This is a genomic window from Pseudomonas sp. 30_B, from assembly GCF_017491605.1.
GTDB lineage: Bacteria > Pseudomonadota > Gammaproteobacteria > Pseudomonadales > Pseudomonadaceae > Pseudomonas.
Genome location: NZ_JAFGYY010000019.1, coordinates 73428 through 93187 on the forward strand (window position 1 = coordinate 73428; position 19760 = coordinate 93187).

Sequence of the window (19760 nt, forward strand, 5' to 3'; positions counted from 1 at the left end):
TTCTCTAATAATTATGTTCTTGAAGACTTCAGCGCATGCGGACCGGCTTCAGCCGGCCAGCACCGCATTGATGGTCTTGAGCAGCGTTTCTTCGTCCACCGGCTTGGTCAGGTAGTCGCGCGCGCCCTGGCGCTTGCCCCAGACCTTGTCGGTCTCCTGATCCTTGGTGGTGACGATGATCACCGGAATACCGCTGGTTTCCGGGTCCTTGGACAGTTGACGGGTCGCCTGGAAACCGTTCAGGCCGGGCATGACGATGTCCATCAGGACGACGTCCGGCTTCTCCTGGCGGGCCAGGGCCACGCCGTCGGCGCCATTTTCGGCCTTCAGCACCTGATGCGAATGCTTTTCCAGCATCGCGGTCAGCTTGTACATCTCGGTCGGCGAGTCATCAACAATCAGAATTCGAGCCATTGGGGTCCCCATACGGAAAAGGCGTCACCGGCGCTGGGCCGGACTTCAGGAAGCTTGCTCCACCGGGGTAAAGTCAGGCACATGGGTCTTGATCGCACCCAGCAGCTCTTCCTTGCTGAAGGGCTTGGTGAGGTACTGGTCGGAACCGACGATGCGACCCTTGGCCTTGTCGAACAGGCCGTCCTTGGAGGACAGCATGATCACCGGGGTGGATTTGAAGGCACTGTTGTTCTTGATCAGGGCGCAGGTCTGATAACCATCCAGGCGGGGCATCATGATGTCGACGAAGATGATGCTGGGATGGGTATCGGCAATCTTGGCCAGAGCGTCGAAACCGTCGATGGCCGTAATGACATCGCAGCCGACTTTCTTCAGCAGGGTTTCGGCGGTGCGACGAATCGTCTTGGAGTCGTCGATCACCATCACTTTCAAACCGTCGGAATGCTGTTCCATGTTCGCCCTTACCGTCTCGGTGAGTCGTTTTTCCACTTTTTATTTCAGTGCGCGTGCGCCCTGCCACCGTCGGGCTGCGACCCAATCGTGGGAACCTTTTACCACAATCGTCAGAATCTTTACCACGCCCAGCAAATTCAGGCCATAAGACCCGGAACGCGCAGGCTTTTTCCTTGACCGAGCGCACATCCAGCGCCACCCTGAACGTCCTTTTTCAGCCTTTTCGACGGTGCTCCTCAGCACCTTCACCCGTCCTCAGGAGGACATCCCATGAGCGTACGCCTCGGGATCGTGATGGACCCCATCGCGCAGATCAATTTCAAGAAGGACAGCTCGCTGGCCATGCTTCTGGCAGCCCAGGCCCGTGGCTGGGAGCTGTTCTATATGGAACAGCAGGATCTTTACCAGAAGGAGAACGTGGCCCGTGGCCGCATGCGTCCCCTGAAGGTCTTCTACGATCCGGCCCACTGGTTCGAACTGGACGCCGAAGTCGACCAGCCCTTGTCGGAGCTGGATGTGATCCTGATGCGCAAGGACCCGCCCTTCGATAACGAATTCGTCTACTCCACCTACCTGCTGGAACAGGCCGAGACCGCCGGCACCCTGGTGGTCAACAAGCCGCAGAGCCTGCGCGACTGCAACGAGAAGTACTTCGCCACCCTCTTCCCGCAGTGCTCGCCGCCGACGGTGGTGAGCCGCCGGTCCGATATTCTGCGCGAGTTCGCCGCCGAGCATCGTGACATCATTCTCAAACCCCTGGACGGCATGGGCGGCTCGATGATCTTCCGCCACCGCGAAGGCGACCCGAACCTCTCGGTGATCCTCGAGACCCTGACCCGTCACGGCCAGGAGCAGGTGATGGCGCAGCGCTACCTGCCGGCCATCAAGGACGGCGACAAGCGCATCCTGATGATCGACGGCGAGCCGGTGGAATACTGCCTGGCGCGCATCCCGGCGCAGGGCGAGACCCGCGGCAACCTGGCCGCCGGCGGCCGTGGCGTGGCCCAGCCGCTGTCCGAGCGCGACCGCTGGATCGCCGCGCAGGTCGGCCCGGAACTGCGCAAGCGCGGCCTGCTGTTCGTCGGCCTGGACGTGATCGGCGAGAACCTCACCGAGATCAACGTCACCAGCCCGACCTGCATCCGCGAGATCGACGCCGCCTACGACACCCGTATCGGCGAGAGGCTGATGGCAGTCATCGACGAAAAGCTCAAGGCGCGCAGTGCGTCATAGACTTTTATAAGCCCCGTGGGCAGACTTTCGCCCACTTTGGCCTAGTGACCCGCAATGAACGCTGCAACCCATTCCGACTTCCCCGTGTCCTCCGGCGTCCGCCCGGCGGACCGGCTGGGTTTCACCCTGTTCGTTGCGGCCATCGTGCACGTGGCCATCCTGCTCGGCGTGGGCTTCACCATGCCCATGCCCAGCATGCTGAGCAAAACCCTGGAAATCACCCTGGCCAGCTTCAAGAGCGAGAAAGCGCCCGAGAAGGCCGACTACCTCGCCCAGATGCACCAGCAGGGCAGCGGCACCCTGGAACACAAGGCGATCCCCAAGACCACCGAGCAGGCGCCGTTCCAGGACACCGAGGTGAAGAAGGTCGCGCCGCCGGCCACCCCGAAGCAGGCCAAGAGCCCGGAAGCGCCCAAGACCGCGGTCAGCACCCGCAGCCCGCGCCCGGACAAGGTCCAGGCCAAGCCGCAGACGCCCAAGGCGGAGACCGTCGCCAAGCCCGCGCCGCAGTTCGACTCCAGCCAGCTGTCCGCGCAGATTTCCAGCCTCGAAGCCGACCTCGCCCGCGAGCAGCAGGCCTACGCCAAGCGCCCGCGCATCCACCGCCTGAGCGCCGCCTCGACCATGCGCGACAAGGGCGCCTGGTATAAGGAAGAGTGGCGCAAGAAGATCGAGCGCATCGGCAACCTCAACTACCCCGACGAGGCCCGCCGCCAGCGCATCTACGGCAGCCTGCGCCTGCTGGTGTCGATCAACCGCGACGGCTCCCTCTATGAAGTGCAGGTGCTGGAGTCCTCCGGCCAGCCCACCCTCGACCAGGCCGCCCAGCGCATCGTGCGCCTGGCCGCGCCGTTCGCGCCCTTCTCGGGCGACCTGAACGACATCGACCGCCTGGAAATCATCCGCACCTGGCGCTTCGAACGCGGCGACCGCCTGTCCAGCCGCTGAAGCTGTCGTGCCTGGCGGCACGCGGTGGCGTTTTCAAGGCTTGTCCCCTGACGCTCCAGGCCTGAAACTAGCTGGCATGAAAAGCACAGCCGCAAGTTCGCTCAAGCACCACTTCCTGATCGCCATGCCGCACATGGCGGACCCCAACTTTGCCCAGACCGTCACCTACATCGTCGAACACAACGAGCAGGGTGCCATGGGCCTGATCATCAACCGCCCCAGCGGCCTGAGCCTCTCCGACGTGCTCGAACAACTGCGTCCGGACGAACTGCCGCCGGCACGCTGCCAGGGCATGGTCATCTACAACGGCGGCCCGGTGCAGACCGACCGCGGCTTCGTCCTGCACCCGGCCGGACGCAGCTACCAGGCCACCCTGGAACTGGGCGAGCTGTCGCTGTCCACCTCCCAGGACGTGCTGTTCGCCATCGCCGATGGCAGCGGCCCGGCCCAGCACCTGATCACCCTCGGCTACGCCGGCTGGGATGCCGGTCAGCTGGAGGCGGAACTGACCGACAATTCCTGGCTGACCTGCCCCGCCGATCCGGCGGTGCTCTTCGAGGTTCCGGCCGAACAGCGCCTCTCCGCCGCCGCCGAACGCCTGGGGGTCAACCTCAGCCTGCTCACCGCCCAGGCCGGGCACGCCTGATGTCGAGCAAACCCCTGCGCCTGCTGCTGGGCTTCGACTACGGCACCAAACAGATCGGCGTCGCTGTCGGCCAGGCCATCACCGGCCAGGCCCGCGAGCTCTGCGTGCTCAAGGCGCAGAACGGCGTGCCGGACTGGAACCGCGTGGAAGCCCTGATCAAGGAATGGCAACCCGATGCCATCGTCGTCGGCCTGCCGCTGAACATGGACGGCACCCCCAGCGACATGAGCGAGCGCGCCGAGAAGTTCGCCCGCCGCCTGCACGGGCGCTACAACCTGCCGGTGCACACCCACGACGAACGCCTGACCACCTACGCCGCCAAGGGCGAACGCCTGGCCCAGGGCCAGCGCGACGGCTACCGAGAGCGCCCGGTGGACGCCCTGGCCGCCGCCCTGCTGCTGGAGGGCTGGCTGGCCGAGCACGCCCCCGTTTGACCTGAGGCAGCGCCAGGAGAGCGAAAGCCACTATGCTTGCCGGACCAGTCCGCCCCGGAACGGTCCGCCCCGAAGGCCGCCCGCGCCGGGTGGCCTCGCCAACCGAACCGGAGACGTCATGACCCTGCCCAGCCCCGCCGAACTCCTCCCCCGCATGGCCACCGACCTGCGCAACTACCTGGCGCAGCGCGGCATCGACTCGCCGCGCTTCGTCGGCATCCATACCGGCGGCATCTGGGTCGCCCAGGCGCTGCTCAAGGAACTGGGCAGCGACGAAATCCTCGGCATCCTCGACGTTTCCTTCTACCGCGACGATTTCACCCGCAGCGGCCTGCACCCGCAGGTCCGTCCGTCGGAGCTGCCCTTCGAGATCGACGGCCAGCACCTGGTGCTGGTGGACGACGTGCTGATGAGCGGTCGCACCATCCGTGCCGCGCTCAACGAGCTGTTCGACTACGGCCGCCCGGCCAGCGTGACCCTGGTCTGCCTGGTCGACCTGAACAAGCGCGAACTGCCGATTCGTCCGGATGTGGTCGGCGAAACCCTGTCGCTCGCCCCCAACGAGCGGGTAAAATTGCGCGGTCCCGCACCACTCGTCCTCGAGCGCACGCTTCTCAGCACCGCGCTGTAACTTCGCGTGCCCGGACCTCCACCTTCTACTTTCAGGGCCTGCCACATGCCGACCGACGCCAAGCGCCCGCTGCAGCTCAACGACCTGGGCCAGCTGCGCCACTTCCTCTCGCTCGACGGGTTGTCCCGCGAACTGCTGACTGAAATCCTCGATACCGCCGACTCCTTCCTCGAGGTCGGAGCCCGCGCGGTGAAGAAAGTCCCGCTGCTGCGCGGCAAGACCGTGTGCAACGTGTTCTTCGAGAACTCCACGCGCACCCGCACCACCTTCGAACTGGCCGCCCAGCGCCTGTCCGCCGACGTCATCTCGCTGAACGTGTCGACCTCCTCGACCAGCAAGGGCGAGACGCTCACCGACACCCTGCGCAACCTCGAGGCCATGGCCGCCGACATGTTCGTCGTGCGCCACAGCGACTCGGGCGCCGCGCACTTCATCGCCGAACACGTCAGCCCCAACGTCGCCGTGATCAACGGCGGCGACGGCCGCCACGGCCACCCGACCCAGGGCATGCTCGACATGCTCACCATCCGCCGCCACAAGGGCGACTTCGAGAAGCTCTCGGTGGCCATCGTCGGCGACATCCTGCACTCGCGCGTGGCCCGCTCGGACATGCTGGCGCTGAAGACCCTCGGCTGCCCGGACATCCGTGTCATCGCCCCGCGCACCCTGCTGCCGGTGGGTCTGGAAGAGCAGTACGGGGTGAAGGTCTACACCGACGCCAACGAAGGCCTGAAGGACGTCGACGTGGTGATCATGCTGCGCCTGCAGCGCGAGCGCATGGCCGGCGGCCTGCTGCCCAGCGAAGGCGAATTCTTCAAGCTCTACGGCCTGACCCAGAAACGCCTGAAGCTGGCCAAGCCCGACGCCATCGTCATGCACCCCGGCCCGATCAACCGCGGCGTGGAGATCGACTCCGCGGTGGCCGACGGTGAACAGTCGGTGATCCTCAACCAGGTCACCTACGGCATCGCCATCCGCATGGCCGTGCTGTCCATGGCCATGAGCGGCCAGAACGCCCAACGCCAGCTGGAACAGGAGGACGCGCAATGACCGTCAGTATTCGTGGCGCCCACCTGATCGACCCGGCCAGCGGCCTGGACAAGGTCTGCGACCTGCACATCGAGGCCGGCAAGATCGTCGCCATTGGCGACGCCCCCGAAGGCTTCCACGCCGCCCAGGAAATCGACGCCGCCGGCCTGATCGCCGCGCCCGGCCTGGTGGACCTGAGCGTCGCCCTGCGTGAGCCGGGCTACAGCCGCAAGGGCAGCATCGAAAGCGAAACCCGCGCTGCCGCCGCCGGTGGCGTGACCAGCCTGTGCTTCCCGCCGCACACCAAGCCGGTGCTGGACACCTCCGCCGTCGCCGAACTGATCCTCGACCGCGCCCGCGAGGCCGGCAACGCCAAGGTCTTCCCCATCGGCGCCCTGACCAAGGGGCTGGCCGGTGAGCAACTGTCCGAACTGGTCGCCCTGCGCGACGCCGGCTGCGTGGCCTTCACCAACGGCCTGGCGCCGATGGCGAGCAACCGCGTGCTGCTGCGCTCGCTGGAATACGCGGCGACCTTCGACCTGACCGTGATCTTCACCTCCCAGGACCATGACCTGGCCGAAGGCGGCCTCGCTCACGAAGGCCCGACCGCCAGCTTCCGTGGCCTTGCCGGCATTCCGGAAACCGCCGAGACCGTCGCCCTGGCCCGCAACCTGCTGCTGGTCGAGCAGTCCGGCGTACGCGCGCACTTCAGCCAGCTGACCAGCGCCCGTGGCGTCGAGCTGATCGCCCAGGCCCAGGCCCGCGGCCTGCCGGTTACCGCCGACGTGGCGCTGTACCAGCTGATCCTCACCGACGAGGCGCTGGCGGACTTCTCCAGCCTGTACCACGTGCAGCCGCCGCTGCGCTCGCGCAAGGACCGCGACGCCCTGCGCGAAGCGGTGAAGAGCGGCGTGATCCAGGCCATCGCCAGCCACCACCAGCCCCACGAGCAGGACGCCAAGAACGCCCCGTTCGCCGCCACCGACCCGGGCATCAGCAGCGTCGAACTGCTGCTGCCGCTGGCCATGACCCTGGTGCAGGACGGCCTGCTCGATCTGCCCACCCTGCTCGCGCGCCTCTCCAGCGGCCCCGCCGCCGCCCTGCGCCTGCCGGCCGGCAAACTGGCAGTAGGTGCAGCAGCGGACGTAGTGCTGTTCGAAGCCGACGGCCAGACCCTGGCGGGCGAAACCTGGCACTCCCGTGGCCAGAACTGCCCGTTCCTCGGCCACTGCCTGCCGGGCGTGGTGCGCTGTACCCTGGTGGACGGGCATATCGTCCACGCGGTGTAACGCAGCGCCGCTCCATGAAAAAGCCCGCCGATTGGCGGGCTTTTTCATGGAGCCCGTGTAGGAGCGCGCCATGCGCGCGATCGCGGGCATGGCCCGCTCCTACAGGGTGCACCGGCGCCAACCGGCGGGCGTAGGAGCGGATCTTGTCCGCGAAATCCTTCGCGGCGGACACCCCGCCTTTCGAGATACAGCAGAGGCCTGCGCCAGCTCCCTCCTGAACACTCCGAGGTGTCGGCAAGACTTCGCGGACAAGGTCCGCTCCTACAGGGTGCTCCAGCGTAGGATGGGTGGAGCGGAGCGATACCCATGCTGCCGGTGCTGCCAGTGCTGCGAATGATGGGTATCGTTTCGCTCCACACCATCCTACCAATGCGCTACCCATCAACCCGCGCGAGACGGCTCCATGTAGGAGCGAGCTTGCTCGCGAACATCCCGAGCTCCGGAGCTATGCGGGTTCGCGAGCAAGCTCGCTCCTACGAAAAGCGCGTCAGATCATCGCCAACGCCTTGGCCAGATCGGCGCGCAGGTCTTCCACGTCCTCCACGCCCACCGACAGGCGAATCAGCGAATCGCCAATCCCCAACGCCGCGCGGTTTTCCGGCGGGATGCTGGCGTGGGTCATGATCGCCGGGTGCTCGATCAGGCTTTCCACGCCGCCCAGGCTTTCCGCCAGAGCAAACAGATGGACGTTTTCCAGGAAGCGCTTGGAGCCGGCCAGATCGGTATTCAGGTCCAGCGAGATCATCCCGCCGAAGCCCTTCATCTGCCTGCGCGCCAGCTCGTGCTGCGGATGCGAGGGCAGGCCCGGGTAGTAGACCCGTTTCACCTGCGGCTGCTGCTCCAGCCACTTGGCCAGCTCCAGCGCATTGGCGCAGTGCCGTTCCATGCGCAGCGCCAGGGTCTTCACCCCGCGCAGGGTGAGGAAGGCGTCGAACGGGCCGGCGATGGCGCCCACCGAGTTCTGCAGGAAGCCCAGGCGCTCAGCAAGATCAGGGTTGTCACCGACAATGGCGATGCCACCGATGACGTCGGAGTGGCCGTTCAGGTATTTGGTGGTGGAGTGCACGACGATATCGAAGCCCAGGTCCAGCGGACGCTGCACATAGGGGCTGGCGAAGGTGTTGTCGGCCACGCAGAGGATGCCGCGCGCGCGGCAGGTGCGGGCGATAGCCGCGAGGTCGGTCAGGCGCAGCAGCGGGTTGCTCGGGGTTTCCACCCAGACCATCCGCGTCTTGTCGGTCAACGCCGCTTCCAGCGCGCCGGGCTGGGCCAGGTCGGCAAAGTGGAAGTCATGCCCGGCGCTGCGCCGGCGTACCCGTTCGAACAGGCGGAAGGTGCCGCCGTAGAGGTCGTTGCCGGAGACGATGTGCGAGCCGGCGTCGAGCAGCTCCAGTACCGCCGAGATGGCCGCCAGCCCCGAGGCGAAGGCGAACGCCTTGCTGCCGCCTTCCAGGTCCGCCACGCAGCGCTCCAGCGCCCAGCGCGTGGGGTTGTGCGAGCGGCCGTAATCCAGGCCCTTGTGCACGCCGGGGCTGTCCTGGCGGTAGGTGGAGTTGGCGTAGATCGGCGGCATGATCGCCCCGGTGGACGGGTCCGGCTCCTGCCCGGCGTGGATCACACGGGTGGCGAAACCGAGGCGGTCGTCGTGCTGGCTCATGCGAGGGTCCTCCGCAAATGGTTGAGCAGATCGAATCGGGTAATCAGGCCGTGGAAGCCCGAGGCGTCGGCGACAATGGCGACCAGACCGCGCGCCAGCACGGCTTCGAGCTCCTTGAGGCTGGCGCCCGGTGCGAGGGTCTCCGGAGCCGTGCTCATGGCGCTGGCAACGTCGCTGCGAAAATGTTCGGGGTCGTCATGTACGCCCAGCAGGATGTCGGACTCGTCGATGACGCCGACCAGCCGCTGGCCATCGAGTACCGGGAGCTGGGAGATGTCCGCCAGGCGCATGCGCTGGAAGGCGGTGAGCAACGTGTCGCCGGGGCCGACGCTGACCACGCGGCCCTCCTCGAAGCGCCGCGCGACGATGTCGCGCAGATCGCCGTAGCGCTTGCGCTGCAGCAGACCCTGGTCGGTCATCCACTGATCGTTGTAGATCTTCGACAGGTAGCGCGTGCCGGTGTCGCAGACCAGGCTGACCACTCGCTTGGGTTCGGTCTGCTCGCGGCAGAAGCGCAGCGCGGCGGCCAGCAGGGTGCCGGTAGATGAGCCGGCGGCGATACCTTCGTTGCGCAGCAGTTCGCGGGCGGTGGCGAAGCTTTCCTCGTCGCTGATCGAATAGGCGTGGCGCACGCTGGAAAGGTCGGCGATCGAGGGTACGAAGTCCTCGCCGATACCTTCCACCGCCCAGGAGCCGGGCGTGCCGATGGCGCCGGAGCGCGAATACTCGGCCATGATCGAGCCCACCGGGTCGGCCAGGATCATTTCCAGCTTCGGCTGGACCTTCTGGAAGAAGCGCGTGAGGCCGGTCAGGGTGCCGGCGGAGCCGACGCCGACCACCACGGCATCCAGGTCATGGCCGGTCTGCGCCCAGATTTCCGGGCCGGTGCCGGTTTCGTGGGCCAGCGGGTTGGCGGGGTTGTTGAACTGGTCGGCGAAGAAGGCATCGGGCAGCTCCCTGGCCAGCCGCGCGGCGACGTCCTGGTAGTACTCGGGGTGGCCCTTGCCGACATCGGAACGCGTGATGTGCACCTCGGCGCCCATGGCGCGCAGGTGCAGGACCTTCTCGGTGGACATTTTGTCCGGCACCACCAGCACCACCCGGTAGCCCTTGGCCCGGCCCACCAGCGCCAGGCCCAGGCCGGTATTGCCGGCGGTGGCCTCGACGATCACGCCGCCGGGCTTGAGCCGGCCGTCGCGCTCGGCCGCCTCGATCATGGCGACGCCGATGCGGTCCTTGATGGAGCCGCCGGGGTTCTGCGATTCGAGCTTGAGGAACAGGGTGCAGGGTCCGGTATCGAAGCGCGTCACGCGGACCATGGGGGTATTGCCGATCAGGTCGAGTACGGCAGGGCGGGATTCGTTGCTCATGGCAGCCACTCCTTCTGCGGCGTGCCGGGGATCGCCCGGTGCGCCTGCTACTGTCCTCCTGACCTTAGGCGGCAGGCACAGCTCGCGCCAGGCGGCGCGACGAAAGAAAGAGGGTGGGACGTGCGTAGGAGCGGACTTCGTCCGCGATGTGCAACCGGCCAGCACGGAGCCGCCGGAAATCGATCGCGGACGGAGTCCGCTCCTACGGGGAGTGAGCGGGTATCAGATGCGCTGCGGCCCGTTGCGCTCGGAGATCTGGCTGTTCAGCGTCCAGAAGTCATAGAGCACGCCGATGAAGAACAGCCCGCCGGTGAACAGGTAGAGGATGCCGGTGAGCCACTTGCCCATGTACATGCGGTGCACGCCGAACACGCCGAGGAAGGTCAGCAGGATCCAGGCGACGTTGTAGTCCACGCCGCCGGCGCGATAGCGCCGGTCCGCCGCATCGTCCATGGAGGGGATCAGGAACAGGTCGATGATCCAGCCGATGAAGAACAGGCCGAGGGTGAAGAACCAGATCGTGCCGGTGATCGGCCGGCCATAGTAGAAGCGGTGCGAGCCGGTGAAGCCGAAGATCCACAGCAGATAACCGATGACCTTGCTGTGGGTATCAGGGTTGGCGGACATGCCTTTCTCCCGTGTCATTGCGATGCACCCAGAATAAACGAAAAGCCCGCGCTAGGCGGGCTCCTCGGGCGCTATCTGTTTGGAAAGCAGGATCAGCGGAAACGACGATTGGGATCGTCGTCGCTCATCTCCAGGGTCAACCCCTGGGTCATGCTGGACAGGTGGTCGGCGTCGGTTTCCGAGCCCAGCTTGATCATCAGGCGCAGGTCGTTGGCCGAGTCGGCGTAGGCCAGCGCGTCTTCATAGGTGATCTCGCCCTGGCTGTAGAGCTGGTACAGCGCCTGGTCGAACGTCTGCATGCCCTGCTCGGTGGAGCGCTTCATCAGCGGCTTGAGCTCGTGCACCTCGCCCTTGCGGATCAGGTCGGCGGCCAGCGGGGTGTTCAGCAGCACTTCGATCACTGCGCGACGGCCCTTGCCGTCCGGGGTCGGCACCAGTTGCTGGGCGACGATGGCCTTGAGGTTCAGCGACAGGTCCATCCACACTTGGTCATGCCGGTCGGCCGGGAAGAAGTGGATGATCCGGTCCAGCGCCTGGTTGGCGTTGTTGGCGTGCAGGGTCGCCAGGCACAGGTGGCCGGTTTCGGCGAAGGCCACGGCGTGGTCCATGGTCTCGCGCGAACGCACCTCGCCGATCATGATCACGTCCGGCGCCTGGCGCAGGGTGTTCTTCAGGGCCACTTCGAAGGAGTCGGTATCCAGGCCCACCTCGCGCTGGGTGACGATGCAGCCCTGGTGCTGGTGGATGAATTCGATCGGGTCTTCGATGGAGATGATGTGGCCGGTGGAGTTCTTGTTGCGGTAGCCGATCATCGCCGCCAGCGAGGTGGACTTACCGGTACCGGTGGCACCGACGAAGATCACCAGGCCGCGCTTGGTCATCGCCAGCTTCTTGAGGACTTCCGGCAGCTTGAGGTCTTCGAAGGTCGGGATGTTGGTCTCGATGCGGCGCAGCACCATGCCCACCAGGTTGCGCTGGTAGAAGGCGCTGACGCGGAAGCGGCCAACGCCACGGGCGCTGATGGCGAAGTTGCACTCGTGGTTCTCGGCGAACTCGCGGCGCTGCTGCTCGTTCATTACCGACAGCACGGTCTCGCGGGTCTGCTCCGGCGACAGCGCGGTCTTGGTCACCGGCAGCACCTTGCCGTTGACCTTCATCGAAGGCGGCACGCCCGCCGTGATGAACAGGTCGGAGGCACCCTTTTCCACCATGAGGCGCAACAGCTTCTCGAATTCCATGATCTTTCTCGCCAGGTTCACGCTGAGTACGACAGGGCTGTCGGATCACGAAGCGGGTGCGTGTGGCGCGCTCCGTGCGCCGGGCCGGGATGCGGCCCGGTGGAGTTAGAAGTTCTCTGGAATCTTGGCTTTTTCCTTCGCCGCCTCGCGGGTCACCAGGCCCTTGGCGACCAATCCCTTCAGGCACATATCCAGGGTCTGCATGCCGATCGCGCCGCCGGTCTGGATCGCCGAATACATCTGCGCGACCTTGTCCTCACGGATCAGGTTACGGATGGCCGGGGTGCCGATCATGATCTCGTGGGCCGCGACACGGCCGCCGCCGATCTTCTTCAGCAGGGTCTGGGAAATCACCGACTGCAAGGATTCGGACAGCATGGAGCGAACCATGGATTTTTCCTCGGCGGGGAACACGTCGACGATACGGTCGATGGTCTTGGCCGCGGAGGTGGTGTGCAGGGTGCCGAACACCAGGTGGCCGGTTTCCGCGGCGGTCAGCGCCAGGCGGATGGTCTCCAGGTCGCGCATCTCGCCCACCAGGATGATGTCCGGGTCTTCACGCAGGGCCGAGCGCAGCGCCTCGTTGAAGCCGAGGGTGTCGCGGTGCACCTCGCGCTGGTTGACCAGGCACTTCTTCGACTCGTGGACGAATTCGATCGGATCTTCGACGGTGAGGATGTGGCTGTACTTGGTGTTGTTCAGGTAATCGAGCATCGCCGCCAGCGAGGTGGACTTGCCCGAACCGGTCGGGCCGGTCACCAGCACCAGGCCGCGCGGCACGTCCGAAATACGCTTGAACACTTCTCCCATGCCCAGGTCCTCCATCGTGAGTACCTTGGAGGGAATGGTCCGGAACACGGCGCCGGCGCCACGGTTCTGGTTGAAGGCATTGACCCGGAAACGCGCGACCCCGGGGACTTCGAAGGAGAAGTCGGTCTCCAGGAATTCTTCGTAATCCTTGCGCTGCTTGTCGTTCATGATGTCGTAGATCAGCGCATGGACCTGCTTGTGCTCCAGAGGCGGCAGGTTGATCCGGCGAACATCGCCGTCGACGCGGATCATCGGCGGCAGACCGGCCGAGAGGTGCAGGTCCGAAGCGCCCTGCTTGGCGCTGAAGGCGAGCAACTCGGTAATATCCATGGGACTCCCCAATCAAGAGCAAGCAGGTAGAATGCCGCAGAACTCGCAGCAGCCGGGCGGAAAAGCGACGGTAATGTCCACGATAGCAGAGAATATTGCAAAGGTTCGCGCACGCATCCGTGAGGCGGCGCAAGCTTGCGGGCGCGACCCGGAGACGGTGCGCCTGCTGGCGGTCAGCAAGACCAAACCGGCGGCCGATATTCGCGAAGCCTTCGCCTGCGGATTGGCCGATTTCGGCGAGAACTACCTGCAGGAAGCGCTGGCCAAGCAGACGGAACTGGCCGACCTGGCGCTGACCTGGCATTTCATTGGCCCGATCCAGTCCAACAAGACCCGGCCGATCGCCGAGCATTTCCACTGGGTGCACTCGGTGGACCGCCTGAAGATCGCCCAGCGCCTGTCCGAACAGCGTCCGGCGCACCTGCCGCCGCTGAACGTGCTGCTGCAGGTGAATGTCAGCGGCGAGGACAGCAAGTCCGGCTGCTCCCCCGAGGAGCTTCCCGCCCTCGCCCAGGCGGTGGCGCAGTTGCCCAACCTGACGCTGCGCGGCCTGATGGCGATTCCCGAACCCACTGACGATGTTGCCGCACAGCACGCCGCATTCGCCCGCCTGCGCGAGGCAATGCACGCCCTGAACCTCGGCCTGGACAGTCTGTCCATGGGCATGAGCCACGATCTCGAAGCCGCCATCGACGAAGGCGCCACCTGGGTGCGGATCGGTACCGCCCTGTTCGGCGCCCGCGACTACGGCGCTTCCCACTGAATAAAGGAAGAGACTCCATGAGCAGCACCCGCATTGCCTTCATCGGCGCCGGCAACATGGCCGCCAGTCTCATCGGCGGCCTGCGCGCCAAGGGAGTCGCCGCGAGCGACATCCGCGCCAGCGATCCGGGCGCCGAGCAACGCGCGAAGATCGCCGCCGAGCACGGCATCGAGGTCGTTGCCGACAACGCCAGCGCCGTGGCCGGCGCCGACGTGGTGGTCCTGGCGGTCAAGCCGCAGGTCATGAAGGACGTCTGCCAGGCCCTGGCCCCGGCGCTTTCGGGCAACGCCCTGATCGTCTCCATCGCCGCCGGCATCCCCTGCGCCAGCCTTGAGCGCTGGCTGGGTGCGGTGAACGGCCAGCCGCGCGCCATCGTCCGCTGCATGCCCAACACCCCGGCCCTCGTCGGCCTGGGCGCCAGCGGCCTGTATGCCAACGCCAGCGTCAGCACCACCCAGCGCGAGCAGGCCGAGAAGCTGCTGAGCGCGGTCGGTATCGCCCTGTGGCTGGACGCGGAGAAGCAGATCGACGCGGTCACCGCCGTTTCCGGCAGCGGCCCGGCCTACTTCTTCCTTCTTATGGAAGCCATGACCGACGCCGGCGAGAAGCTCGGCCTGTCCCGCGAGGTCGCCGGCCAGCTGGCCCGCCAGACCGCCCTGGGCGCCGCGCAGATGGCTACCACCAGCGATGTCGACCCGGCCGAGCTGCGCCGCCGCGTGACCTCGCCCAACGGCACCACCGAAGCTGCCATCAAGACTTTCCAGGCCAACGGTTTCGAAGCGCTGGTAGAGAAGGCGGTAGGCGCCGCCGACCACCGCTCCGCCGAGCTGGCCGAACAACTGGGTCAATGACAAGGAGCCCTCAATGACCGGTCTTTCCACCGCTGCCATCTACGTCATCCAGACCCTGGGCAGCCTGTACCTGCTGATCGTCCTGCTGCGCTTCATCCTGCAACTGGTGCGCGCCGACTTCTACAACCCGCTCAGCCAGTTCATCGTGCGCGCCACCAAGCCGCTGCTGAACCCGCTGCGCCGCGTCATCCCCGGCTTCGGCGGCGTCGATTTCGCCTCGCTGGTGCTGGCCATCCTGGTCCAGCTGGTGCTGATGATCGTCACCCTGACCCTGATGGGCTACGGCGTCGGCGGCTACATCCTGCAACTGCTGGTGTGGTCGGTGATCGCGGTGACCTCGCTGTTCCTCAAGGTGTTCTTCTTCGCCCTGATCATCAGCGTGATCCTCTCCTGGGTCGCGCCGGGCAGCTACAACCCCGGCGCCCAGCTGGTGAACCAGATCTGCGAGCCCTTCCTGGCGCCGTTCCGCAAGCTGCTGCCGAACCTCGGCGGCCTGGATATTTCGCCGATCTTCGCCTTCATTGCGCTGAAACTGATCGACATGCTGGTGATCGGCAACCTCGCCGCGATGACCGGGATGCCGCAGATCCTCAGCCCCTTCATGTGACCGGCTGATGAGCTGCTGCGCGTCGGCGATACTGCGTTGAAAACAGCCGGGGATTGCTCATTTACAGATCGTAAACTGCGCATCCCCGGCTGTTTTACTCACTGCGTTCGCCCTTCGGGCCAGCCTTCGGCTGTTACTCCCGCTGGTCGTTTCGCCTTGTCTCGCTCTAGCTCGCTAGCTCCGAGAGTCCACAAGATGAGTTTTTACTTCTGGGACGGCGAGGACCTGATCCTCGACTGCCACCTGCAACCCAAGGCGAGCCGTGACGAGTTCGCCGGGTTGCACGGTGAGCGCCTGAAAATCCGCCTCACCGCGCCGCCGGTGGAGGGTAAGGCCAACGCCCACCTGCTGGCGTTCCTCGGCAAGGCCTTCGGCGTTCCCAAGAGCCAGGTGCAACTGGTCAGCGGCGAGCTGAACCGGCAGAAGCGCGTGCGCATTCCAAAGCCGGCGAAACTGCCGGAAGAATTGGGGATTACCGCTCGGTAGCCTTGGCCGACCTTACGTTCGATATTGTGATGAAGGCCAATTGACGCTATTGCGCGTCATCGCATAATCCACGGTATTCATCCCCGCGCAGGACGCGCCAGCCCAAGGACCGCCTGATGAGCATGGAGCGTCTCAGTCAGCAGATCGATGCCTACGTTACCTGGAAGCGGGAACTGGTCCGGGAGATCACCCGTTATCGCAGTTTGCTGGAGCGTAGCCGGCTGAACACGCCGGAAATCGAAAGCCGCCTCGACCGCACCCTGCGCCTGCTGCGCGTGGACCACATCACCCTGGCCTTCGTCGGCGAGTATTCGCGCGGCAAGACCGAGCTGATCAACAGCCTGTTCTTCGCCGGCTACGGCCGGCGCATGCTGCCGTCCCAGGCCGGGCGCACCACCATGTGTCCCACCGAGCTGTTCTTCGACCCGCGCTCGGAGCGGCCCTACATCCGCCTGCTGCCGATCGAGACCCGCGTGGCCGACGCCAGCGTCGCGCAGTTCAAGCGCATCCCGCGGCACTGGGTGAACATTCCACTGGACACCTCCGACCCGGCCAACATGGCCCTGGCCTTCGCCCAGGTAGCCAAGACCAAGCCGCTGCCGGTGGAACAGGCGATCCAGCTGGGTTTCCACCCGGACCTGCTGGAAGCCACCGACAAGCCCGGCATCGTGCTGGTGCCGGCCTGGCGCCACGCGCTGGTCAACTTCGACCACCCGCTGCTGCGCCAGGGCCTGCGCATTCTCGATACCCCCGGCCTGAATGCACTGGGCAGCGAGCCCGAACTCACGCTGTCGATGCTGCCCGCCGCCCAGTCGATCCTCTTCCTGCTGGCCGTGGACACGGGCGTCACCGCCTCCGACATGGCGATCTGGCAGAACCACATCCGCCAGCTGGGCGAGGACAACCACGCCACGCTCTACGCGGTGCTGAACAAGATCGACGTATTGTGGGACGACCTGGCCGGCGAGAGCTTCGTGCAGAACGCCATCCGCCAGGTCCAGGACACCACCGCACGCCAGCTGGGCATCGCCCGCCACGACGTGCTGCCGCTGTCGGCCAAGCAGGCGCTGCTGGCCAAGGTCCGCGGCGACCGCGAACTGCTCGCCCGCAGCCAGCTGGAAGGCCTGGAGGAGCTGCTCTGCGAGCGGATCGTCACGCAGAAGGAACGCCTGCTCGAAGACGCCGTGGTCGGCCAGGTGCTGGCGCTGGTGAACAACACCCAGCACACCCTGCGCGTACGCCTGGAGAAGGTGAAGGAGCAGCACGCGCTGCTCGACAGCCAGCAACATGACAGCGGCCAGCTGCTGTTCGAGCTGACCGCCAGGACCAAGGAAGATCACAGCCTGCATCACAAGCGCCTGCTCAACCTGAAGACCAACCAGCGCCTGCTGCGCCACCAGGGCGAGCAGCTGTGCGAAGCGGTGCGCGCCGAGCGCCTGGAACAGCACCTGAAGAAGGTCCATGAAAAGCTGCGCGGCAGCTGGACCACCGTGGGCATCAACCAGGCCATCCTGCAGTTCTTCCGCACCGTGCAGGGCGACCTCAATGGCCTGCACCACGAGGCGCAGGCGACCAACCGCATGGTCGAGGTCATCTACCACCGGCACAACCAGGAAAACCCGCTCAACGCCCTGCAGGCACCGCAGTTCCGGGTCGACCGCTACCTGCGCGAACTGGTCCAGCTGGAGGAAAAGGCCGACCGCTTCCGCCTGCACCTGAAGACCCTGCTCACCGAACAGCGCACCCTCACTCGGCGCTTCTTCGCCACCGTGGCCCAGGAAGTCATCGGCCTGCACCAGCGCCTGCGCGAAGAGGCCGAACAGTGGGCCTCCGATGCCCTGATGCCGCTGATGCAGTACAGCCTGGAGCACAAGCAGCTGCTGGAAACCCACATGCTGCGACTGAAGTCGCTCGCCCAGGAAACCCAGCAGGCACGCCATCGCTCGCTGCTGCTGGGGCGCTATACCGACGAGCTTGAAAAGCAGCTCGCCGAGGCCTGCGACATCCACCGCCAGCTGCGTCGTCCCTCGCCGCTGCACCGCCAGGCCAAGGTCGTCACCCTCCCCGGCTCGCAACGCGCCTGAACCCCGCCCCGCAGCGCTTGCCGCTGGGGGCGGGGCTCTTTAGACTGGCTGTCCTTTTTTATCCTTGAGCTGGGTCGATGCCTACAGTCTTCCCCGAAGATTCCGTCGGTCTGGTCTCCCCCCAGACACTGCAGTTCGACGAGCCGCTGCCCCTGGCCTGCGGCAAGACGCTGCCCGAATACCAGCTGGTGATCGAGACCTACGGCGAGCTGAACGCCACGGCGAGCAACGCCGTGCTGATCTGTCACGCGCTGTCCGGCCATCACCACGCCGCCGGCTACCACAGCATTGATGATCGCAAGCCGGGCTGGTGGGACAGCTGCATCGGCCCCGGCAAGCCCATCGACACCCGCAAGTTCTTCGTCGTTTCGCTGAACAACCTGGGCGGCTGCAACGGCTCCACCGGACCGACCCACCTCAATCCCGCCACCGGCAAGGTCTATGGCGCGGATTTCCCGGTGGTCACCGTGGAAGACTGGGTCCACAGCCAGGCGCGCCTGGCCGATCGTCTGGGCATCCAGCAGTGGGCGGCGGTGATCGGCGGCAGCCTGGGCGGCATGCAGGCCCTGCAATGGACCATCAGCTATCCCGAGCGCGTGCGCCACTGTCTGTGCATCGCCAGCGCCCCCAAGCTGTCGGCGCAGAACATCGCCTTCAACGAAGTGGCACGCCAGGCGATCCTCTCGGACCCCGAATTCTTCGGCGGCCACTTCCAGGAACATGACGTGATTCCCCGCCGCGGCCTGAGCCTGGCGCGGATGGTGGGGCACATCACCTACCTCTCCGATGACGCCATGGGCGCCAAGTTCGGCCGCGACCTGAAGTCGGAGAAGCTCAACTACGACCTGCACAGCGTCGAGTTCCAGGTGGAAAGCTATCTGCGTTACCAGGGCGAGGAATTCTCCACCCGCTTCGATGCCAACACCTACCTGCTGATGACCAAGGCGCTGGACTACTTCGATCCGGCCGCGGCCCACGGCGGCGACCTGGCGCGGACCCTCGCCGGGGTGAAGGCGGACTTCTGCCTGATGTCCTTCACCACCGACTGGCGCTTCTCCCCGGCGCGCTCGCGGGAGATCGTCGACGCCCTGCTGGCGGCGAAGAAGAACGTCAGCTATCTGGAAATCGACGCGCCGCAAGGCCATGACGCCTTCCTGATACCGATTCCCCGCTACCTGCAAGCCTTTGGCGGTTACATGAACCGCATCAGCGTATAAGAAGGAACAGCATGCGCGCCGACCTGGACATCATCCAAGACTGGATCCCCGCCGGCAGCCGGGTACTCGACCTGGGCTGCGGCGACGGCGAACTGCTCGCCTGGCTGCGCGACCACAAGCAGGTCAGCGGCTACGGCCTGGAGATCGACGCCGAAAAGATCGCCAAATGCATCGAACGCGGCGTCAACGTCATCGAGCAGGACCTGGACAAGGGCCTGGGCAACTTCGCCAGCAACAGCTTCGACGTGGTGGTGATGACCCAGTCGCTGCAGGCCCTGCGCTACCCGGACAAGGTGCTCGCGGAAATGCTGCGGGTGGGCAAGACCTGCATCATCACCTTCCCCAACTTCGGCCATTGGCGCTGCCGCTGGTATCTCGCGCGCAACGGTCGCATGCCGGTGTCGGACTTCCTTCCGTACACTTGGTACAACACGCCGAACATCCACTTCTGCACCTTCCGCGACTTCGAGGCCCTGTGCCGGCAGTTGCAGGTGAAGGTTCTCGACCATCTGGCGGTGGACCGCGAGCACCAGCATGGCTGGGCCTCGCGAATCTGGCCTAATCTGTTGGGTGAGATCGGTATCTACCGGGTCAGTGGCCCTGGCGTGCAGGACCATCGCATCGCCATCTGATCGACCCCAGG

The 19760-nt window shown here is 65.7% G+C and carries 21 protein-coding genes; 14 read left to right on the top strand and 7 right to left on the bottom strand.

The window, feature by feature from the left end; translation table 11 throughout:
* Nucleotides 1-48: 48 nt before the first annotated feature.
* Together pilH and pilG are read right to left on the bottom strand one after the other, a co-directional pair.
* Nucleotides 49-414, bottom strand: a complete 366-nt coding sequence (gene pilH, locus J5M67_RS20010) for a twitching motility response regulator PilH (protein WP_207887063.1) — start codon at nucleotides 412-414, stop codon at nucleotides 49-51.
* 45 nt (nucleotides 415-459) lie between these two features.
* Nucleotides 460-867 carry a twitching motility response regulator PilG gene (pilG, locus tag J5M67_RS20015; RefSeq protein ID WP_207887064.1) on the bottom strand — a complete coding sequence of 136 codons (408 nt, stop codon included), beginning with the start codon at nucleotides 865-867 and terminating at the stop codon, nucleotides 460-462.
* A gap of 270 nt (nucleotides 868-1137) precedes the next feature.
* On the opposite strand from pilG, the gene gshB reads away from it, so the two are divergent.
* The 7 genes from gshB to J5M67_RS20050 all read left to right on the top strand — a co-directional run bounded on the left by gshB (nucleotide 1138) and on the right by J5M67_RS20050 (nucleotide 7077).
* Nucleotides 1138-2100 (top strand): glutathione synthase, encoded by a 963-nt coding sequence (gshB, locus tag J5M67_RS20020; RefSeq protein WP_207887065.1) that lies wholly within the window; start codon nucleotides 1138-1140, stop codon nucleotides 2098-2100.
* A gap of 54 nt (nucleotides 2101-2154) precedes the next feature.
* The gene (locus tag J5M67_RS20025; RefSeq protein WP_207887066.1) at nucleotides 2155-3048 is read left to right on the top strand and encodes an energy transducer TonB; all 894 of its coding nucleotides are present in this window, start codon (nucleotides 2155-2157) and stop codon (nucleotides 3046-3048) included.
* A gap of 76 nt (nucleotides 3049-3124) precedes the next feature.
* A complete protein-coding gene (locus J5M67_RS20030) occupies nucleotides 3125-3694 on the top strand; it encodes a YqgE/AlgH family protein (protein ID WP_207887067.1) in 570 nt (189 codons plus the stop codon).
* Nucleotides 3691-4128, top strand: coding sequence for a Holliday junction resolvase RuvX (ruvX, locus tag J5M67_RS20035; protein ID WP_207887101.1), 438 nt, complete (start codon nucleotides 3691-3693; stop codon nucleotides 4126-4128). The genes J5M67_RS20030 and ruvX overlap by 4 nt, the downstream gene beginning before the upstream one ends.
* 118 nt (nucleotides 4129-4246) lie before the next feature.
* Nucleotides 4247-4759: a bifunctional pyr operon transcriptional regulator/uracil phosphoribosyltransferase PyrR gene (gene pyrR / locus J5M67_RS20040; protein ID WP_207887068.1), complete on the top strand. Its 513-nt coding sequence runs from the start codon at nucleotides 4247-4249 to the stop codon at nucleotides 4757-4759.
* 45 nt (nucleotides 4760-4804) lie between these two features.
* Nucleotides 4805-5809: an aspartate carbamoyltransferase catalytic subunit gene (locus J5M67_RS20045; protein WP_207887069.1), complete on the top strand. Its 1005-nt coding sequence runs from the start codon at nucleotides 4805-4807 to the stop codon at nucleotides 5807-5809.
* Nucleotides 5806-7077 (top strand): dihydroorotase, encoded by a 1272-nt coding sequence (locus J5M67_RS20050; protein WP_207887070.1) that lies wholly within the window; start codon nucleotides 5806-5808, stop codon nucleotides 7075-7077. The genes J5M67_RS20045 and J5M67_RS20050 overlap by 4 nt, the downstream gene beginning before the upstream one ends.
* Before the next feature lie 487 nt (nucleotides 7078-7564).
* Here the strand turns inward: J5M67_RS20050 and J5M67_RS20055 are convergent, their stop codons facing one another.
* From J5M67_RS20055 to pilT, 5 genes are all read right to left on the bottom strand, one after another.
* A complete protein-coding gene (locus J5M67_RS20055; protein ID WP_207887071.1) occupies nucleotides 7565-8734 on the bottom strand; it encodes a cystathionine gamma-synthase in 1170 nt (389 codons plus the stop codon).
* On the bottom strand, nucleotides 8731-10104 hold the full coding sequence (locus J5M67_RS20060) for a cystathionine beta-synthase (protein ID WP_207887072.1): 1374 nt from the start codon (nucleotides 10102-10104) through the stop codon (nucleotides 8731-8733). Before J5M67_RS20060 ends, J5M67_RS20055 begins: the two co-directional genes overlap by 4 nt.
* A gap of 222 nt (nucleotides 10105-10326) precedes the next feature.
* Nucleotides 10327-10731: a TM2 domain-containing protein gene (locus J5M67_RS20065; protein WP_207887073.1), complete on the bottom strand. Its 405-nt coding sequence runs from the start codon at nucleotides 10729-10731 to the stop codon at nucleotides 10327-10329.
* Between the two features lie 92 nt (nucleotides 10732-10823).
* Nucleotides 10824-11969 (bottom strand): PilT/PilU family type 4a pilus ATPase, encoded by a 1146-nt coding sequence (locus J5M67_RS20070; protein WP_207887074.1) that lies wholly within the window; start codon nucleotides 11967-11969, stop codon nucleotides 10824-10826.
* A gap of 105 nt (nucleotides 11970-12074) precedes the next feature.
* Nucleotides 12075-13109, bottom strand: coding sequence for a type IV pilus twitching motility protein PilT (gene pilT / locus J5M67_RS20075; protein ID WP_207887075.1), 1035 nt, complete (start codon nucleotides 13107-13109; stop codon nucleotides 12075-12077).
* A gap of 73 nt (nucleotides 13110-13182) precedes the next feature.
* On the opposite strand from pilT, the gene J5M67_RS20080 reads away from it, so the two are divergent.
* The 7 genes from J5M67_RS20080 (at nucleotide 13183) to metW (ending at nucleotide 19749) form a co-directional block, all read left to right on the top strand.
* Entirely contained in the window at nucleotides 13183-13872 is a 690-nt protein-coding gene (locus tag J5M67_RS20080) for a YggS family pyridoxal phosphate-dependent enzyme (RefSeq protein ID WP_207887076.1), read from the top strand.
* 17 nt (nucleotides 13873-13889) lie between these two features.
* Complete coding sequence (gene proC, locus J5M67_RS20085; protein ID WP_207887077.1) at nucleotides 13890-14723, top strand: pyrroline-5-carboxylate reductase; 834 nt, start codon at nucleotides 13890-13892, stop codon at nucleotides 14721-14723.
* A gap of 13 nt (nucleotides 14724-14736) precedes the next feature.
* The gene (locus J5M67_RS20090) at nucleotides 14737-15330 is read left to right on the top strand and encodes a YggT family protein (RefSeq protein ID WP_152219487.1); all 594 of its coding nucleotides are present in this window, start codon (nucleotides 14737-14739) and stop codon (nucleotides 15328-15330) included.
* 195 nt (nucleotides 15331-15525) lie between these two features.
* The gene (locus J5M67_RS20095; RefSeq protein WP_207887078.1) at nucleotides 15526-15816 is read left to right on the top strand and encodes a DUF167 domain-containing protein; all 291 of its coding nucleotides are present in this window, start codon (nucleotides 15526-15528) and stop codon (nucleotides 15814-15816) included.
* A 116-nt stretch (nucleotides 15817-15932) separates the two neighbouring features.
* The gene (locus tag J5M67_RS20100) at nucleotides 15933-17900 is read left to right on the top strand and encodes a dynamin-like GTPase family protein (RefSeq protein ID WP_207887079.1); all 1968 of its coding nucleotides are present in this window, start codon (nucleotides 15933-15935) and stop codon (nucleotides 17898-17900) included.
* 77 nt (nucleotides 17901-17977) lie between these two features.
* Nucleotides 17978-19117 carry a homoserine O-acetyltransferase gene (locus tag J5M67_RS20105; protein ID WP_207887080.1) on the top strand — a complete coding sequence of 380 codons (1140 nt, stop codon included), beginning with the start codon at nucleotides 17978-17980 and terminating at the stop codon, nucleotides 19115-19117.
* An 11-nt stretch (nucleotides 19118-19128) separates the two neighbouring features.
* On the top strand, nucleotides 19129-19749 hold the full coding sequence (gene metW / locus J5M67_RS20110) for a methionine biosynthesis protein MetW (RefSeq protein WP_152219478.1): 621 nt from the start codon (nucleotides 19129-19131) through the stop codon (nucleotides 19747-19749).
* The last annotated feature ends 11 nt before the right edge of the window (nucleotides 19750-19760 follow it).

Coding starts and splice junctions, on each gene's coding strand:
- J5M67_RS20080 (WP_207887076.1), top strand. CDS start 13,183: ATGTCCACGATAGCAGAGAATATTGCAAAGGTTCGCGCACGCATCCGT.
- J5M67_RS20030 (WP_207887067.1), top strand. CDS start 3,125: ATGAAAAGCACAGCCGCAAGTTCGCTCAAGCACCACTTCCTGATCGCC.
- J5M67_RS20045 (WP_207887069.1), top strand. CDS start 4,805: ATGCCGACCGACGCCAAGCGCCCGCTGCAGCTCAACGACCTGGGCCAG.
- J5M67_RS20100 (WP_207887079.1), top strand. CDS start 15,933: ATGAGCATGGAGCGTCTCAGTCAGCAGATCGATGCCTACGTTACCTGG.
- metW (WP_152219478.1), top strand. CDS start 19,129: ATGCGCGCCGACCTGGACATCATCCAAGACTGGATCCCCGCCGGCAGC.
- proC (WP_207887077.1), top strand. CDS start 13,890: ATGAGCAGCACCCGCATTGCCTTCATCGGCGCCGGCAACATGGCCGCC.
- J5M67_RS20065 (WP_207887073.1), bottom strand. CDS start 10,731: ATGTCCGCCAACCCTGATACCCACAGCAAGGTCATCGGTTATCTGCTG.
- J5M67_RS20025 (WP_207887066.1), top strand. CDS start 2,155: ATGAACGCTGCAACCCATTCCGACTTCCCCGTGTCCTCCGGCGTCCGC.
- pilH (WP_207887063.1), bottom strand. CDS start 414: ATGGCTCGAATTCTGATTGTTGATGACTCGCCGACCGAGATGTACAAG.
- pyrR (WP_207887068.1), top strand. CDS start 4,247: ATGACCCTGCCCAGCCCCGCCGAACTCCTCCCCCGCATGGCCACCGAC.
- J5M67_RS20055 (WP_207887071.1), bottom strand. CDS start 8,734: ATGAGCCAGCACGACGACCGCCTCGGTTTCGCCACCCGTGTGATCCAC.
- J5M67_RS20060 (WP_207887072.1), bottom strand. CDS start 10,104: ATGAGCAACGAATCCCGCCCTGCCGTACTCGACCTGATCGGCAATACC.
- gshB (WP_207887065.1), top strand. CDS start 1,138: ATGAGCGTACGCCTCGGGATCGTGATGGACCCCATCGCGCAGATCAAT.
- J5M67_RS20090 (WP_152219487.1), top strand. CDS start 14,737: ATGACCGGTCTTTCCACCGCTGCCATCTACGTCATCCAGACCCTGGGC.
- J5M67_RS20105 (WP_207887080.1), top strand. CDS start 17,978: ATGCCTACAGTCTTCCCCGAAGATTCCGTCGGTCTGGTCTCCCCCCAG.
- pilG (WP_207887064.1), bottom strand. CDS start 867: ATGGAACAGCATTCCGACGGTTTGAAAGTGATGGTGATCGACGACTCC.
- J5M67_RS20070 (WP_207887074.1), bottom strand. CDS start 11,969: ATGGAATTCGAGAAGCTGTTGCGCCTCATGGTGGAAAAGGGTGCCTCC.
- J5M67_RS20095 (WP_207887078.1), top strand. CDS start 15,526: ATGAGTTTTTACTTCTGGGACGGCGAGGACCTGATCCTCGACTGCCAC.
- J5M67_RS20050 (WP_207887070.1), top strand. CDS start 5,806: ATGACCGTCAGTATTCGTGGCGCCCACCTGATCGACCCGGCCAGCGGC.
- pilT (WP_207887075.1), bottom strand. CDS start 13,109: ATGGATATTACCGAGTTGCTCGCCTTCAGCGCCAAGCAGGGCGCTTCG.